Annotated in this window: 16 protein-coding genes; 7 read left to right on the top strand and 9 right to left on the bottom strand. The window is 70.5% G+C overall.

Annotated elements, in window-relative coordinates:
* Both IE262_RS30340 and IE262_RS30345 read right to left on the bottom strand, forming a co-directional pair.
* The coding region (locus IE262_RS30340) for a maltotransferase domain-containing protein (protein WP_189878179.1) at positions 1 to 535 on the bottom strand (535 nt) is incomplete at its 3' end.
* 60 nt (positions 536 to 595) lie between these two features.
* A complete protein-coding gene (locus IE262_RS30345) occupies positions 596 to 904 on the bottom strand; it encodes a DUF5133 domain-containing protein (protein ID WP_134041694.1) in 309 nt (102 codons plus the stop codon).
* 301 nt (positions 905 to 1,205) lie between these two features.
* Between IE262_RS30345 and IE262_RS30350 the strand changes: the two genes are divergently transcribed.
* Both IE262_RS30350 and glgX read left to right on the top strand, forming a co-directional pair.
* Entirely contained in the window at positions 1,206 to 1,718 is a 513-nt protein-coding gene (locus IE262_RS30350) for a pep a2 (protein ID WP_189878181.1), read from the top strand.
* The gene (gene glgX, locus IE262_RS30355) at positions 1,715 to 3,874 is read left to right on the top strand and encodes a glycogen debranching protein GlgX (RefSeq protein ID WP_189878183.1); all 2,160 of its coding nucleotides are present in this window, start codon (positions 1,715 to 1,717) and stop codon (positions 3,872 to 3,874) included. The genes IE262_RS30350 and glgX overlap by 4 nt, the downstream gene beginning before the upstream one ends.
* Here glgX and IE262_RS30360 read toward each other — a convergent pair.
* From IE262_RS30360 to IE262_RS30390, 7 genes are all read right to left on the bottom strand, one after another.
* Positions 3,862 to 4,671, bottom strand: coding sequence for a VOC family protein (locus IE262_RS30360; protein WP_134041659.1), 810 nt, complete (start codon positions 4,669 to 4,671; stop codon positions 3,862 to 3,864). The two genes, glgX and IE262_RS30360, sit on opposite strands and share 13 nt — an antisense overlap.
* A 321-nt stretch (positions 4,672 to 4,992) precedes the next feature.
* Entirely contained in the window at positions 4,993 to 5,895 is a 903-nt protein-coding gene (locus IE262_RS30365) for an LLM class F420-dependent oxidoreductase (RefSeq protein ID WP_134041657.1), read from the bottom strand.
* A gap of 176 nt (positions 5,896 to 6,071) precedes the next feature.
* Positions 6,072 to 7,310, bottom strand: a complete 1,239-nt coding sequence (locus IE262_RS30370) for an MFS transporter (protein WP_189878185.1) — start codon at positions 7,308 to 7,310, stop codon at positions 6,072 to 6,074.
* Positions 7,301 to 7,801, bottom strand: coding sequence for a MarR family winged helix-turn-helix transcriptional regulator (locus IE262_RS30375; RefSeq protein WP_189878187.1), 501 nt, complete (start codon positions 7,799 to 7,801; stop codon positions 7,301 to 7,303). Before IE262_RS30375 ends, IE262_RS30370 begins: the two co-directional genes overlap by 10 nt.
* Before the next feature lie 19 nt (positions 7,802 to 7,820).
* Positions 7,821 to 8,348, bottom strand: coding sequence for a DUF2269 domain-containing protein (locus IE262_RS30380; protein WP_189878188.1), 528 nt, complete (start codon positions 8,346 to 8,348; stop codon positions 7,821 to 7,823).
* 205 nt (positions 8,349 to 8,553) lie between these two features.
* Complete coding sequence (locus IE262_RS30385; protein ID WP_134041649.1) at positions 8,554 to 9,537, bottom strand: aldo/keto reductase; 984 nt, start codon at positions 9,535 to 9,537, stop codon at positions 8,554 to 8,556.
* A gap of 30 nt (positions 9,538 to 9,567) precedes the next feature.
* A complete protein-coding gene (locus tag IE262_RS30390) occupies positions 9,568 to 10,428 on the bottom strand; it encodes a fructosamine kinase family protein (protein WP_373305181.1) in 861 nt (286 codons plus the stop codon).
* A 197-nt stretch (positions 10,429 to 10,625) separates the two neighbouring features.
* Between IE262_RS30390 and IE262_RS30395 the strand changes: the two genes are divergently transcribed.
* From IE262_RS30395 to IE262_RS30415, 5 genes are all read left to right on the top strand, one after another.
* Positions 10,626 to 11,072, top strand: coding sequence for a hypothetical protein (locus IE262_RS30395; protein ID WP_134041647.1), 447 nt, complete (start codon positions 10,626 to 10,628; stop codon positions 11,070 to 11,072).
* A gap of 243 nt (positions 11,073 to 11,315) precedes the next feature.
* Positions 11,316 to 12,947, top strand: coding sequence for a S8 family serine peptidase (locus IE262_RS30400; RefSeq protein ID WP_229877589.1), 1,632 nt, complete (start codon positions 11,316 to 11,318; stop codon positions 12,945 to 12,947).
* A 130-nt stretch (positions 12,948 to 13,077) separates the two neighbouring features.
* Positions 13,078 to 13,527 carry a DNA-binding protein gene (locus tag IE262_RS30405; protein ID WP_189878192.1) on the top strand — a complete coding sequence of 150 codons (450 nt, stop codon included), beginning with the start codon at positions 13,078 to 13,080 and terminating at the stop codon, positions 13,525 to 13,527.
* A 71-nt stretch (positions 13,528 to 13,598) separates the two neighbouring features.
* Positions 13,599 to 14,534, top strand: a complete 936-nt coding sequence (gene hemC, locus IE262_RS30410) for a hydroxymethylbilane synthase (RefSeq protein ID WP_189878194.1) — start codon at positions 13,599 to 13,601, stop codon at positions 14,532 to 14,534.
* 138 nt (positions 14,535 to 14,672) lie between these two features.
* Complete coding sequence (locus tag IE262_RS30415; RefSeq protein ID WP_134041690.1) at positions 14,673 to 15,110, top strand: Lrp/AsnC family transcriptional regulator; 438 nt, start codon at positions 14,673 to 14,675, stop codon at positions 15,108 to 15,110.
* Positions 15,111 to 15,124 lie beyond the last annotated feature (14 nt).

Raw genomic sequence — 15,124 nt, forward strand, 5'->3', positions numbered from 1 at the left:
GCGGATGACGCGCGAGAACCTCGTCGACCTCGGGCGTCAGCGCGCCCGCGAGACGCACAGCCGCCTGACGCGACTCGTCCCGCAAGACGTCCACGGCGGTCAGGACCGTGTCACGCGCCGCGCCCTTCGGTACGCGGGCGGCGGCCCGCTCGTACAGCTCGGCCCCTTCTTCGAGCACCAGGCCGGTGTCGACGCCGGCCGGAATCTTGATCTCCGCGGTTCGGCGCCAGGTGGTCACCGGGTCGCTCCAAGCCTCCACCCGGTACGTCCACAGACCCGCCTCGCCCGGTGTGACATCGGCGCCCCAGCGGTCGGTGCCGGGCGCCAGCTCACGCATCGGCGTCCACGGGCCCGTACGGCCGTTCGGGTCCTTCAGGACGACGTTGGCGGCGACGGCGTCATGGCCCTCGCGGAACACCGTCGCCGAGACCTGGAAGGTCTCGCCCACGACGGCCTTCGCCGGGCGTCTGCCGCATTCGACGGCCGGCCGGACCTCCCGTACCGGGATACGGCCGATGGCCGGAGTCGACCTCATGCGTTTCACCTCCGCCGTGTTCGAGCCGGGCTCTGATCCGAACGCTGTGCCCGACGGTTCCTACCTCCCTGACGTGCTGCCTCCTGGCCGGGAACCGCGGCCGGGCGGAGGGCCGCGTCTGCCCACGTGCCGCTGCTGCGACCGGCCGTCCTCGCGCAGATACGCGACCAGGTTGGACCGCAGATACAGCTCGGCGGCATCAACGGCCTCCCGGGCGCAGCGCTTGCCCATCAGAACGCACAAGGTGTAGCCCGCGTCCTCGAAATTCCCCCGCGCCGTCCGGTCGGCCGGAGCCGCGAGCATCACGCGTTCCCACGCCCGGTACCGCTCCAGATGCCGGGCGACCTCGGCTTTGGCGGGCAGCAGCATGGCGCTGGTCACCTTTCCACGCTCTCGACGGGGCACGGTCTCCCGGATGACCGGGCCGAGGCCGTGCAGGGAGGGGTGCCGGCCTGTCACAGGGGCCGAAACCTTCACTCATGGTGCATGGTTGACGACTCAGCGTCTTGTTGGAGCTTCAACTACCTCGCCGGTCGCTCGTGTTGCACGAATGGCGTAGCACTCTCACTCTGGAGTGACTCAGAAGCGATCAGCGCTCACGCACCGTATCGAGGCTCGGTCCGCAGGGACGAGGACGGGCGGGAGCTGCGCAGGTGAGGAGCCAACGACGATGAAGGCCGCAGTGCCCTGCTATTACCACCTCGACGTGGAAGTGAGCCCGGAACGGGTCGGACAGGTGAGGCGCATTCTGGCCGCCCACCTCCGGCACTGGGATCTGGAAACCCTCGTCGAGCCCGTCTGCCAAGGCGCGGAGCTGCTGCTGCGCGCCATCGACGAGCACGCCACGGACAAGAGCACGTCGATCGAGATGTGGTGGAACCATCAGTACGTCATCACCGCCTTCGGCCAGAACGGCCGGGATCCGTGGCCCGACCAGGACCTGCGTGCGTGCCTGGTGGGCATCGCCGCGCTGAGCGACGGCTGGGGCTGCTGTGCCACAGCCGGCGGCAGCAAGGTCATCTGGTTCTCGCAGCGGGCCCGTGCGGGTGAACGCGCGCCGCTGGTCCCGACGGCACCCGCCCCGACGGAGCGGGAGGCCCTGCGGGTGCCCCGCGACATGCCGGTTGCGGCCCTGACCGGCCACGTGGGCGCCGTGCCCGACGAGCGGGAAGAGGCGCGGTGACCGCGCGACCAGGTCGGAAAGGGGTGCCCGTCTGGAGCGGGCACCCCTACCCGCTGGGCGCCGTCTTCGATGGTGCGGGCACCAACTTCGCCCTGTTCAGTGAGGTCGCCGAAGGGGTCGATCTCGTCCTCGTCGGCGACGACGGCACCTCCCGTTCGGTCCCGGTCACCGAGGTCGACGGCTTCGTGTGGCACTGTTACCTGCCCGGTGTCGGACCGGGGCAGCGTTACGGCTACCGGGTGCACGGACCCTGGCACCCGTCCGCGGGCCACCGCTGCAATCCGGCGAAACTGCTCCTCGACCCGTACGCCACGGCGGTGGACGGGGAGGTCGACAACCACCCCTCGCTCTATGAGCGCGCCCCCGCCGGACCCGCCCCCGGCGACAGCGCCGGGCACACCATGCTGGGTGTGGTGACCGACCCGGCCTTCGACTGGGGCGCCGACCGGCCTCCCTGCCGCAGTTACGCCGAAACGGTGATCTACGAGGCCCACGTCCGGGGCCTCACCCGCACCCATCCGGAGGTCCCCGCCGAACTCCGCGGGACCTACGCGGGCCTCGCGCACCCCGCGATCCTCGACCACCTGACCTCACTGGGCGTCACCGCGATCGAGCTGATGCCGGTGCACCAGTACGTCCAGGACGGTGTCCTGCAGGGCCGCGGCCTGTCGAACTACTGGGGTTACAACACGATCGGCTTCTTCGCCCCGCACAACGCCTACGCGGCCCACGGCACCCGCGGTGAACAGGTCACCGAGTTCAAGTCCATGATCAGGGCCCTGCACGCGGCCGGCCTCGAAGTGATCCTCGACGTGGTCTACAACCACACCGCCGAGGGCAACGAGAGAGGCCCCACCCTCTCCTTCCGCGGCATCGACAACGCCTCGTACTACCGCCTGGTGGACGGCGACTGGGCCCACTACTACGACACCACCGGCACCGGCAACAGCCTGCTCATGCGCCATCCGTACGTCCTCCAGCTGATCATGGACTCGCTGCGGTACTGGGTCACCGAGATGCACGTCGACGGCTTCCGCTTCGACCTGGCGGCGACCCTGGCCCGTCAGTTCCACGAGGTGGACCGGCTGTCGGCGTTCTTCGACCTGATCCAGCAGGACCCGGTGATCAGCAGGGTCAAGCTCATCGCCGAGCCCTGGGACGTCGGCGAGGGCGGCTATCAGGTGGGGAACTTCCCGCCCCTGTGGTCGGAGTGGAACGGCAAGTACCGTGACGCCGTACGGGACTTCTGGCGCGGCGAGGAGCACACGCTCGGTGAGTTCGCCTCCCGTCTGACCGGCTCCGCGGACCTGTACGAGCCCAGCCGGCGCTGCCCGCGCGCCAGCGTCAACTTCGTGACGGCGCACGACGGGTTCACCCTGTGCGACCTCGTCTCGTACAACGACAAGCACAACGAGGCCAACGGCGAGAACAACCGGGACGGCGAGAGCACCAACCGCTCCTGGAACTGCGGAGCCGAAGGCCCCACGAACAACCCCCGTGTCCTCACTCTGCGCGCCCGTCAGCAACGCAACTTCCTCGCCACCCTGTTCCTGTCCCAGGGCATCCCGATGCTCTCCCACGGCGACGAACTGGGCCGCACCCAGCGCGGCAACAACAACGCCTACTGCCAGGACAACGAGGTCTCCTGGATCGACTGGCGGCTGACCGGCGAGCAGCGCGAGCTGGTCGACTTCACCCGCGGACTCATCGCCCTGCGCGCCGCCCACCCCGTCCTGCGCCGCCGCCGCTTCTTCCGCGGCGACACCGCCACGCACGTCGGCCAGCCGCTGCCCGACATGGTGTGGCTGCTGCCGGACTCCCGCGAGATGACGGACGCCGACTGGCAGCGCTCCGACGCCCACTCCGTCGCCGTCTTCCTCAACGGCGACGCCATCGCGGAACGCGACCCGTACGGCAGGCGTGTGGTGGACGACTCCTTCCTGCTCCTGCTGAACGCCTACTGGGAGCCCATGACCTTCCGCCTGCCGGACGTCACGTACGGCGAACGCTGGACGACCCGGATCGACACCGCCGCCCCGCGGGGCACCCCGGACGAGACGGAACGCAAGGCGGACACGGAGATCCTCGTCGAGGCCCGCGGCCTGGTCCTGCTGTCCCGGCCGTCCAGGACCGGACACGGGCGTCAGTCGTCCTGATCCGGCTGCCCCGTCACCGTGAACTGGGCGCCGTCCGGGTCACGCAGGACGGCCTCGTGCTCGCTCTGCCGGAGCACGGTGCCGCCGTTGTTCTCCACCGCCTTCGCGCAGGCCGCCACGTCGGAGACCGCGAAGTGGATCTGCCAGTGGGGCCGGATCGTGGGGTCGGGCGCCGCCTCCAGCGCCCCGGAGCTGATCCGGGCCACGACCGTGCCCCAGCTGCGCAGCACGACCTCGTTGCCCTCGTAGTGGACCTCGCAGCAGCCCGGCCGTTCCGTGGCCCAGCCCAGCACCTCGCCGTAGAAGATCGCGGCGTCGAAGGCGTCCCGGGTGTGGAGCTTGATGAAGGCGGGAGCGACCCGGCGCCAGGCGTCCCAGTCGGTGAAGAGGTCGCCCTCCCAGATCCCGAAGGTGGCCCCGTGGCGATCGGCCAGCAGAGCCGCCCGGCCCGGCGGGAAGGAGAGCGGCCCGACCGCCACGGTGCCCCCGCGCTCCCGCGCCCGGGACACGGCCTCGTCCGCACTGGGCACCGCGAAGTACGGCGTCCAGGCGACAGCCACCTGCCACATCGTCGCCACCCCGGCGATCCCCGCGACCGGCGCCCCGTCCTGCAGCGCGATGCGGAACCGGTCGCCCAGCTTCGCCGTCCGCCACTCCCAGCCCAGTACGGCGTGGTAGAAGTCCTCCGTGGCCCGCATGTCCCGGCTGGTCAGGCTCACCCAGCACGGGGCTCCGAACACGGAATGGGAAGAGACGACGTCCGTCGCCCCGCTGGTACATGTCGTGTCGTGATTCATGGCAGTAGCGTCCTGGTCTCGTGGACCGGCCTACACCGGCAGGACACCAGTGTCCGGTCTGACTGGGTACCGGCGCCTGCCGAGTACCCCGGGAATGCCAACGAAACGGACGCCGGAGCGGGCCCGGCGTCAACCGGTCCGGACCGTTCGCTCATCCGGGTGACCTCTGGCCGTACGGGTGACAGGCAGCCGGTGCGGGCCTCCGAACGGGTGACCGGCGACCCGGAGCGCGAGCGTCACGTCCATGCCCCGGCTGCTTCGTCCGCGGTCGCCGAATCGGTGGTCTCTTCCGTGGTGGACACAGGCCCTGGATGTATGGACCTAGAGCAGGAGATCCGCCAGGCGCCGCCACGCGGTGCGCGGGAGGGCGTCGCGTGGCTGGTCGTCGACGACCTGGAGGGCCACGTGGTCGGCTCCCGCCGCGTGGAAGGCGTCGATGGTCGCCTTCACACGCTCCTCGTCGCCCCAGGCGTACACGGCGTCGATAAGCCGGTCGCTGCCGCCGCCCGTGAAGTCGTCCTCGGTGAATCCGAGCCGCAGGAAGCTGTTGGTGTAGTTCGGCAGTTCCAGGTAGAGGGCGAGGTAGTCGCGGGCGATGGCGCGGGCGCGGCCCGGGTCGGTCTCCAGGACCACCTTCAGTTCCGGCGCCAGCAGCGGGCCGTCCCCCAGGGTCTCGCGGGCCTGCGCGGTGTGCTCGGCCGTGACCAGGTACGGGTGCGAACCGGCGGCCCGGTCGCGCGACAGCTCCAGCATCTTCGGCCCGAGCGCCGCCAGCACCCGCCGCCCGGCCGGCACCCCCGCGGCGTCCAGCGCGTCCAGATAACCGACCATGGCGGAGTACGGGCGACGGTACTGGTCGGTCAGCTTGGCGTGACTCACCCCGAGGCCGAGCAGGAAACGGCCGGGGTGGGCGGCCTCCAGGTCGGCGAACTGCCGGGCGGAGTCGGCCGCCTCGTACTGCCAGATGCTCTGGATGCCGGTGGCGACGGTCACCCGCTCGGTCGCCTCGACGAGCGGCACGGCGTGCCGCACCCCGGGGCTGCCGCCCAGCCACACGGCCCCGAAGCCGAGCTCCTCGATCTCGGCCACCGCCTCCGTGAGTTCACCACGCCGTGCCGGGTCCTCCGCCCGCAGTCCCATGCTCCAGATGCCGTACCGCCCGACGGCCTCCTTCGCCGCGCTGCCGTGATGCCCAGCGGTGACGTTCCCGATCGATTCCGACATCGATTCCGATCCCTCCGCGCTCGATACTGCGTCGTAGCGTCGTACCAACTGATCCAACTGATCCAACTGATCCAGCTCATCCGACTGATCCAGTCGTGCCAACCGGAGGATGCCTCAGGATAGTCCCGGACCGGTGACCGTTGCCCAAGACGGCGTGTCGGACGCCCGGCGGAGGATCACCGGGCCGCTGACGTCGCGGACGTCCGGCGCAGCCCCGGGGTGGTGGCTCCCACGAGGGCGACAGCGCCGAGGCAGAGCAGGCCGCCGCTGATGAGGGCTGTTGTTCCCGTCGTGGCGTCCGCGACGAGGCCGCCGCGCAGGTTGCCGATGTCGGGGCCGGCCTGCCCGACGACCTGCTCAGCGGCGCTGACACGCCCGAGCAGTTCGTTCGGCGTGTGCAGCTGGACGATCGTGCTGCGAGACACCACGGACACGGTGTCGGCGGCGCCCGCCAGGACGAGGAAGGCCAACCCGGTCCATGGATCCGGCGACATGCCGAACAACGTGAGCGCCGCGCCCCACGCGGCCGAGCCGCCGAGCATGACCAGGCCGGGGCGGGGGAGCCGGGTGAAGCTCCCGGAGAGGAGGGAAGCCGCGGTGCCGCCGACGGCAATGGCTGTGAGGTAGAGCCCGAGAGTCCGCGGATCGCCGCCGAACCGTTCGGAGTTGACCAGGGGGAACAGGCTGATCGGCATGGACAGCACGGTGGTGGCCAGGTCGGTGACCAGGGCTCCGCGGATGACGGGAGTCCTGGTCAGGAAGGCCAGGCCGTCCAGGACTCCGCGGAGGCCCGGCCGGGCGGGCTCGCCTCCCGGCTTCATCCGCGGCAGACCGAACGCACCGTAGAGCGCTGCGGCGAACGTGACCGCGTCGATCACATAACAGGTACCGACTCCCAGCCCGCCCGTGATCAGCCCGCCCAGGGCGGGCCCCGTCAGCATGGCCCCCTGGAAGGCGATCCGCCGCAGGGCCAGTCCGGCAGCCAGCTGGTGCTCGGGCAGCAGGTGCGGGATGAAGGTACGGGATGCCGGGCCGCCACCCGCGGTGAAGCAGGACTGGGCAGCTACCAGCAACAGCACTCCGCCGACGGGCACGTTTCCCAGGAAGCCCTGAAGCGCGAGCAGAAGCGAGCACACGGCTTGTCCACTGGTCGTGAACAGGTAGAACCTCCGCCGGTCGACCCGGTCGACGGCCGATCCGGCGAAGAGGCCGAGCGTGACGAGCGGGATGGCCTGTGCCAGGCCCACCGCGCCGGTCCACGCGGTGCTCCCCGTCGTCTGCCAGATCTGGAACATCACGGCGACGGCCGTCATCTGGCTGCCCAGCCCGGAGAGGGTCTGACCGATCCACAGCCGCCGGAACGGTTGCGACGACCGCAGCGGGGTCACATCGAGCCATATGTGCCTCAGCGCCACGAGGGGTCCTGGGCCAGCTTCTCGGCGATCCGGTCCTGAAAGCTCTTGCGCTCCAGGGCCTGCTCGATGTCGGTGACCACCCGGCTGAGCGGATAAGGGATCTCCGCCTCGATCTCGGCGAGGGCGGCCTCGGTGGCCTGCCACTCCGCCGCCAGGCGGTCGATGACCCCGCGGGCCTTGTCCGTGAGTGTCACCTTCTTGCTGCGCGCGTCGTCACCGGCGACGGTCTGAACCCAGCCGGCCGCCCGCATGGCGGCCACCTTCTGGCTGAGCGCCGAGTGCGTCCGGCCGACCGACTCGGCCAGTTCCCTGATGGACATCGGCCCGCGGGCGTGGAGCCGGAGCAGCTCCATCACGAAGCTCGGCTTGAGCCCTTCGATCCGCGCTTCGGAGTAGATCCGGGCGATGTCCGCGTCCATCGACGCCTGGAGGCGGAACAGCGGCCGCCAGAGGCTCTGCTGGGTGGGGTCGGGTGCCTGGGGTTCGGTCATGGAGAGAGCGTAACAGTGCTTATATAAGTGCTGTTACGTTCTTCTGTCCGCGGGCGGACGCACGCAGCCTGCGGCCCCGCCGCGTCAGCCCCCAGGGCTTGAGGACCGAGATCACCGTCATGAAGACGTACGCGGACAGAGACACGATCGGCCCGAACAGGACGTCGCCGGCGTCGGGCAGCGGTCCGCCCGTGGCGACCGCGGCGACCGCGGCGTTCACCCCGGGGCGCGGCGCGAAGGCCGTTGCGGTGGTCGTGGCCAGGGTCAGCCAGAACTTCGTGCAGACCCACCGGTACCTGAGCAGCCCCCACGCGGTGCCCAGGGACAGCACCAGACCGCTGAGGAGGGTCAGGAACGCGATGGGGAGCAGGAGCCAGTCGGCGAAGAGCTTCATGGCCCGGACGGAGGCCTCCACGGTCACCGCGGACCCGGTGGTGGCCGCGGCGACTCCGAGCGCGAGCAGCCCGAGCGTGAGCCCGAGCCAGCCCGCGGAGGCGGCCACATGGACAACGAGGAGAGCCCGGCGTGCGGGTCGGTTCAGTTTCACCCGGCTCACGGTGCCGGGCGGGAGCGCCGAGGACGTCCGACGGCGGGAGTAACCGCGCGTACTGGCCTCGGAGTAGAGGACGAGACGTCATCCCGTCGCTGTGGCGGCGGTGTTGCCGCGGGGGAAACCCGGAAGACGCGCCGTCCGCCCGCGGAAGTGGCCGACGAAGCCGTTCCCACGGGCGGACGGAGACCGCCCTCGCGGTCTACCAGCGGCCTTCCACCTGATCCTTGATCCTGCGGTCGTACAGGTCCTGGATCGCGGTGAGTGTCGCGTCGGAGAGCGGCGCCGGCTCGGCGGCGGCCGCGTTGGCCCGGACCTGCTCGGGCGAACGGGCCCCGGGTATGACGGTGCTGACGCCCGGCTGCTGGATGATCCAGCGCAGCGCCAACTGGGCCGGGGTGTACCCCTCCGGCGCGAGAGCGGAGAACTCGGCCGCCGCCTCGACGCCCGTCTCGAAGTCGACGCCGGAGAAGGTCTCGCCCTGGTCGAAGGACTCCCCGTGCCGGTTGAACGTCCGGTGGTCGTTGGCGGCGAAGACCGTGTCCTTCGTGTACGTGCCCGACAGCAGGCCGGAGGCGAGCGGCACCCGGGCGATGATGCCCACCCCCGCCTTCTCGGCCGCCGGGAGAACCTCCCGCAGCGGCTTCATACGGAACGGGTTGAGGATGATCTGCACGCTCGCCACGTTCGGTCGCGCGATCGCCGTGAGCGCCTCGGCGGTGGTCTCCACGCTGACGCCGTACGCGGCGACGCGCCCCTCGTCGACAAGCGTGTCCAGGGCGTCGAACACCTCGTCCGACGAGTAGACGGGTGTCGGAGGGCAGTGCAACTGCACCAGATCGATGCGGTCGACGCCGAGATTGCGCCGGGACCGGTCGTTCCAGGCACGGAAGTTGTCCAGGACGTAGTTCTGCGGGATCTGCTCCACGCGACGGCCCATCTTCGTGGCGACCAGCACGCGCAGATCGGGCCGGCCGCGCAGGAACGCGGCGATGGTCTGCTCGCTGCGCCCGTCCCCGTACACGTCGGCCGTGTCGAAGAAGGTCACCCCCGCCTCGGCCGCCGCCTCCAGTACCGCCAGGGCGTCCTTGTCGTCGATGTCCCCCCAGTCGGCCCCCAACTGCCAGGTGCCGAGCCCCACGACCGACACCCGCTGACCCAACCTGCCGATTACACGCTGATCCATGCGAGCAGTCTGTCATCCGCCGTGACGACGTCAGCGGGTCAGGGTCGTCCGGGCCGCCGCCAGGGACTGCTCGGCGTAGCCGCGGCCGAACAGCACGGTGTGGACCAGCAAGGGGAACAGCTGGTGCAGTGGGATGCGGTCGCTCCAGCCGTCGGCGAGCGGCGCGGTGTGCTGGTAGCCCTCAAGGATCAGGTCCAGGTGGGGGCAGCCGAAGAGGTGGAGCATCGCCAGGTCGGTCTCACGGTGTCCGCCGTGGGCAGCCGGGTCGATCAGCCAGGCCTGTCCGTCGGCGCCCCACAGCAGATTGCCGTTCCACAGGTCGCCGTGCAGCCGGGCGGGCGGCTCGGCGGGACCGGCCAACTCCGGCAGCCGCTCGCAGACACGCTCCACCACGGCGGCCTCGGTGGCACGCATGACGCCGTCGTCGACCGCGCGCAGCAGGTAGGGCAGCACCCGCTGCTCGGCGTACCAGCGGGGCCAGTCGTCACCGGGAGTGTTCCGCATCGGAGCGAGCCCGATGTACGCCTCGCCGGGGCCGCCCGGCGGCGCGGCACCGAACGCCGCGGCGCCGGCGGAGTGCAGGGCGGCCAGGCCGGCGCCGAACCGGACCGCCGTCCGCCGGTCGGGCCGGCCGTGCGGGACGCGCTCGGTCACCAGCCAGTGGGCGTCGTCGCCGTACACAGCCGGGACACGGACCGTCCCGGCGTCGCCCAGCCAGCGCAACCCCGCGGCCTCGGCCCGCACCGCACCGGGCCGGTCCCCGCGCTTGACCATCACGACCTGGCCGCCGTCGAGGGTGACCTCGGTGAGCGTCGCCGACAGCCGGCGCTCACCGCTCACCGGCCGCCCGGTGAGCCGTTCCGCCACTGACCCCGGGTTCTCACCGCGCACGGCCACCAGGGTACGGCGCACGCGGTTCGCCGGGCGTACGTAGGAGCGCCATGAGGATCACACTGCCGACGCAGTCCTCGCAGTCCTCGGATTGCGGCGGAGATGACGCCGACTTAGCTTCATGAAAGTCGTCGTATACGACAAAGCCGATATGTCCGATGTCGGCTTTCCGCTTGGTGGCATTGAACGGAGCATTCATGTCGGTGATGACCGGTATCCAGCCCATGCAGCAGGCCGGGGGCCAGCAGATCGCCCAGCTGGTCCAGCAGACCATCCAGCAGGCGTGCCAGCAGACGGCCCAGCACGTGGCGCAGCAGGTGCAGCAGACGTTCCAGCAGATCCAGCAGGTTCAGCAGCAGCTCCAGCAGCAGGGCATGTCCCAGCAGGCGCACCCGTACCTGGCCCTGGCGCTGCACCGCTCGTTGGCCTCGGGTGTGCGGCACGCGGTGGAGCAGTCCGTACAGCAGGCGCTGCCGACCGCGATCGTGGCGTTGCTCCAGCACAGCCAGCAAGGGCAGCAGGGCCAGCAGCAGTTCGGCGGTGGGTTCGGCCAGCAGTACCAGCAGCACCAGCAGCCGTTCGGGCAGTACCAACAGCCGGGCTTCGGCATCGGCCAGATGGGCCAGCCGTTCGGTATCGGCTGACCTGGGGGCGGCGCGATGCGGTGTGCCCGGAGTGGTTACCGGGCACACCGCATCAGCGTGTGAGCGCGAGCCGCCCGTCGCCCCATCAGAAGGTCAGTTACCCGCAGGTACGACGTAAGCGTGGTGAAGGTGGACGTGATGGTCAAGGAAAGGCCCGGAAACAGCCGTGCAAGCGGGTCCGAGGGGGGCGTCGGGGGAGGGCGCGAACCCGAGGGCAGACAAGCGGAACCGAGGGAGAAGGGCGTGCGGTCACCGGTCTCCGTGCAACCGCGCCGGGAGCGGTACATGGTGACACCGCTGCCCCAGCACCTGCTCCCGCCAGGAGTGTCCGAGCTCAGCATGGACGAGGTGTGTGACCGGCTGGGCCGGATGCCCGAGGTCAAGGTGATCCGCAAGCTCCAGCCGTCGGAGAAGCTCCGGGCGGCCGGGCTGCACCCCTCCTGCCCGCACATCGCGGTGGTGGAGGCGGCCGAGTCCCAGGTGCCGGCGATGCGGTCGCTGCACGTACACATCGAACCGGACCTGCCGCTGTCCGGGACCGGACCCACGGCCGCGGCGACCGCGGGCATCCTGCCGCTCCGCGATCCGGGGCTGGTCATGCCGATGGACGAACCCGTGGAGATCTCGCTGCGGGTGTGCGGACCGGAGGGCGAACCGCTTGCCGGAGCAGGAGTGTTCCTGATCGGTGCGACATGGCCGGGCCAGGGGATCACCGGCGCCGACGGGAAGGTCACCGTCACACTCGCCACGGAGACCCCGGAATCCATCCAGTCCCTGTACGTCCGGCCCACGGGCGGTTACCTGGACCGCTGGATCCATCGCCCGGAACTGTCGGTGAGCCAGGAGAACCTGGTCACCCTCACGCCGCTGGGCAAGGTGGCCCCGGGGCTGGAGGAGAGGCAGCAGTACGGCTGGGGCCAGAAGGCCATGCGGCTGGACCGGCTGCCTCCCACCTTCCGCGCCTTCGGAGTCAAGATCGCGCTCATCGGTTCGGGTGTCGCCGCCGACCACCCCGATCTGAAGGAACGGGTGCGCTCCGGGATCGGTCTCGGTCCGGGCAAGGAGCCGGGCTGGGCCCGCGACCGGGTGGGTACGGGTACGCACGCGGCGGGCATCATCGCCGGAGCGGACACCGCCACCGGTCTCGTCGGCATCGCGGTCGACGCCGAGATCGAAGTGTGCCAGCTGCTGCCGGACGGCTGTTTCAGTGATCTGATCGCCGCCCTGGACCACTGCATCGAGCGGGAGATCGACATCGCCCATATCGCGGTGGCCACCTCGTACTCGTCGGCCCTGGTCTCGCGCAAGCTCGCCGACGCCAATGCCGCGGGTATCGCCTGCGTCGCCCCGGCGGGCGACACGGGCGGGCCGGTCGCCTTCCCCGGCTCGCTGCCCACCGTGTTCGCCGTGGGCGCGCTCGGAGTCTTCGGCTCCTACCCGCCGGACACGTCCCAGGCCACCCATTCGGGCTCCCAGCTGACGCCGGAGGGACTGTTCGCCGCGCCGTTCAGCTGTTACGGCCCCGGAGTCGACGCGGCCGCCCCCGGCGTGGCGGTCCTGTCGTGTTCCCCGCAGGGCGGCTACGCGGCCCTCGACGGCACCGGCACGGCCTCGGCCCATGTCGCCGGTCTCGCTGCCCTCGTGCTCGCCCACCACGAGGACCTCCACGGGCAGTTGCTCCCCCGTGGACCCGGCCGGGTCAACCACCTGTTCGAACTCATCGCCGCCAGCTGCCGCAGGCTGGCCACCCCGGGAACCCTGGAGGCGGCCCGCGTGGGACGTGGCCTGCCCGACGCCCTCGTCGCCCTCGGACTGGCCCCGGGAGTGCAACTCGCTCCTGCCCTGTCCCCCTACAGCCCCTCCATGGCCGGTTAGCCGAGGTGGGGCCTTGGTCAGAGGCATGCCCCTGACCAAGGCCCCACCCCTGTGGATCCACTTCCTTGTGAACAAATTGTTCACAACATTTGGTTGACGTCGATGTGTGTCGTGTCGCATCCTTGATGGCATGTCCGCCACTCCTGAACCGCCCACCGACCCCTTCACGCCCCAGCAGCCGGAGCAGGCGCGCGCGCAACGCGTGTACGCCTCCCTCTTCCGTATCGCCGAACGGCACGCGGTCACCGACGAGCAACGCCGTCGCCAGGTCCATCCCTCGGTCCTCGGACCGCATGAAGCCGTCCGGCTCGTCTCGTTCCTGCTCAGCGGGGCCGCACAGCCGGACGACGGCGAACCGGAGGTGGATCAGGCCGACATCACCGCTGCGTTGAGTCTCGTACCGCTGGTTCGTGGAGAGATGGACGAACTGGAAGCCGGACTCCTCCAGATGGCGCGAGGCCGCGGCATGACCTGGCAGGAGATCGCGTTCGGACTCGGGCTCGGTACGCCGCAAGCCGCAAGGCAGCGGTACGAACGACTGGCCGCCCGTGCCACCACCGACACGGAGGGTGCGGCGTAGAAGAGTGCCCGCGCGGGCCGGGCCACCGGATTGGTCACGGGGCCCACGTCCGAGGGCCTAACGTGGACGGCATGACCGCCTCCGAGCTGATCCGCATCGTCTCCCGCGACTCGCCCATGGCACTCGCCCAGGTGGAGCGCGTCCGCGCCGAACTGGCCGCGCTTCACCCGGACATCCGCACCGAGGTCGTGCCGGTGAAGACGACCGGCGACAAGTGGATGGGCGACCTCGCGAAGGTCGAGGGCAAGGGGGCGTTCACCAAGGAGGTCGACGCCGCCCTCCTCGCCGGGCAGGCGGACCTCGCGGTGCACTGTGTCAAGGACATCCCCGCCGACCGCCCGCTCCCCGCCGGAACCGTCTTCGCCGCCTTCCTCAAACGCGACGACATCCGCGACGCCCTCGTCCACCCCGGCGGCCTCACCCTCGACGAGCTGCCGGACGGCACGCGCATCGGCACCTCCTCCGTGCGCCGCGTCGCCCAGCTGGCCGCTTCCCACCCCCACTTGAGCTGCGTCCCCATGCGCGGCAACGCCAACCGGCGCCTCGACAAACTCGCCGCCGGTGACGCCGACGCCCTCCTGCTGGCCGTCTCCGGCCTCGAACGCATCAACCGCCCGGACGTCATCAGCGAGGTCCTGCCGGTCGACGTGATGATGCCCCCGATCGGTGCCGGGATCCTCGCCCTCCAGTGCCGCGAGGACGACACCGGCCTCATCGACACCGTCAGCTCCCTCGGTCACCCCGACACCCACCGCGAGGCCACCGCCGAACGCATGTTCCTGCACGTCCTCCAGGGGCACTGCAATTCGCCCATCGCCGGCTGTGCCAGGGTCGGGCGCAACGGTGAACTGTCCCTGCGCGGCTGCGTGTTCACCCCCGACGGCAAGACCGTCCTCAACGCCCACGAATGGGCCGGCCGCCTCGACCCGGCCACCCTGGGCACCGCGGTCGCCGTCACCCTCCTCCGCCAGGGCGCCCGTGAGTTGATCGACTCCATCCCCCACTGACGGCGAACCTCGTACAGATCCTTGAGCGGATCGCCGGACATGGACTACCGCCCTCCCAGAACGGCTGAACGTCATTCGTTGTGATCTCAGCGCGTCCGAACCAGATATCGTGAAGGCATGGGGACGGGCAACGGGATCGTGGACGACGTCGACAGAGCACTGATCGCAGAGCTCCAGCGTGACGCCACACAGGCCTACGCGACGCTCGGAAAGGCGGTCGGCCTGTCAGCCGGCGCCGCTCATGACCGCGTACGCAAGCTCCGCGAACGCGGCGTCATCCGCCGCACGACCGTGGACGTCGACCCGACCGCCCTCGGGCGCGGAGTACTCGCCTTCGTCATGGTCGACTCGTCGGCCTGGATGGGGGACGCGACCGAATCCTTCGCCGCCGTCCCCGAAATCCAGGAAGCCCACATCATCGCGGGCACCGCCTCCGTCCTCGTGAAGGTGCGCACGGCCACCACGGACCAGTTGCAGGACGTCCTGCGGCGGCTCTACACGATCGAGGGCGTGAGCGGGACGCAGGCGACGGTCGTACTGGAGACCTTCTTCGAAAGACCGGTCCGCGCCGACTGACAGTGCTGGGTGAC

Origin of the sequence: Streptomyces bluensis, assembly GCF_014650715.1 — a bacterium.
In the GTDB taxonomy this organism is placed as follows: Bacteria; Actinomycetota; Actinomycetes; order Streptomycetales; family Streptomycetaceae; genus Streptomyces; species Streptomyces bluensis.

Excerpts from the sequence above, each read along its gene's own strand:
- IE262_RS30345 (WP_134041694.1), bottom strand. The coding sequence starts at position 904 with ATGCTGCTGCCCGCCAAAGCCGAGGTCGCCCGGCATCTGGAGCGGTAC.
- IE262_RS30350 (WP_189878181.1), top strand. The coding sequence starts at position 1,206 with ATGAAGGCCGCAGTGCCCTGCTATTACCACCTCGACGTGGAAGTGAGC.
- IE262_RS30360 (WP_134041659.1), bottom strand. The coding sequence starts at position 4,671 with ATGAATCACGACACGACATGTACCAGCGGGGCGACGGACGTCGTCTCT.
- IE262_RS30365 (WP_134041657.1), bottom strand. The coding sequence starts at position 5,895 with ATGTCGGAATCGATCGGGAACGTCACCGCTGGGCATCACGGCAGCGCG.
- IE262_RS30375 (WP_189878187.1), bottom strand. The coding sequence starts at position 7,801 with ATGACCGAACCCCAGGCACCCGACCCCACCCAGCAGAGCCTCTGGCGG.
- IE262_RS30385 (WP_134041649.1), bottom strand. The coding sequence starts at position 9,537 with ATGGATCAGCGTGTAATCGGCAGGTTGGGTCAGCGGGTGTCGGTCGTG.
- IE262_RS30395 (WP_134041647.1), top strand. The coding sequence starts at position 10,626 with ATGTCGGTGATGACCGGTATCCAGCCCATGCAGCAGGCCGGGGGCCAG.
- IE262_RS30405 (WP_189878192.1), top strand. The coding sequence starts at position 13,078 with ATGTCCGCCACTCCTGAACCGCCCACCGACCCCTTCACGCCCCAGCAG.
- hemC (WP_189878194.1), top strand. The coding sequence starts at position 13,599 with ATGACCGCCTCCGAGCTGATCCGCATCGTCTCCCGCGACTCGCCCATG.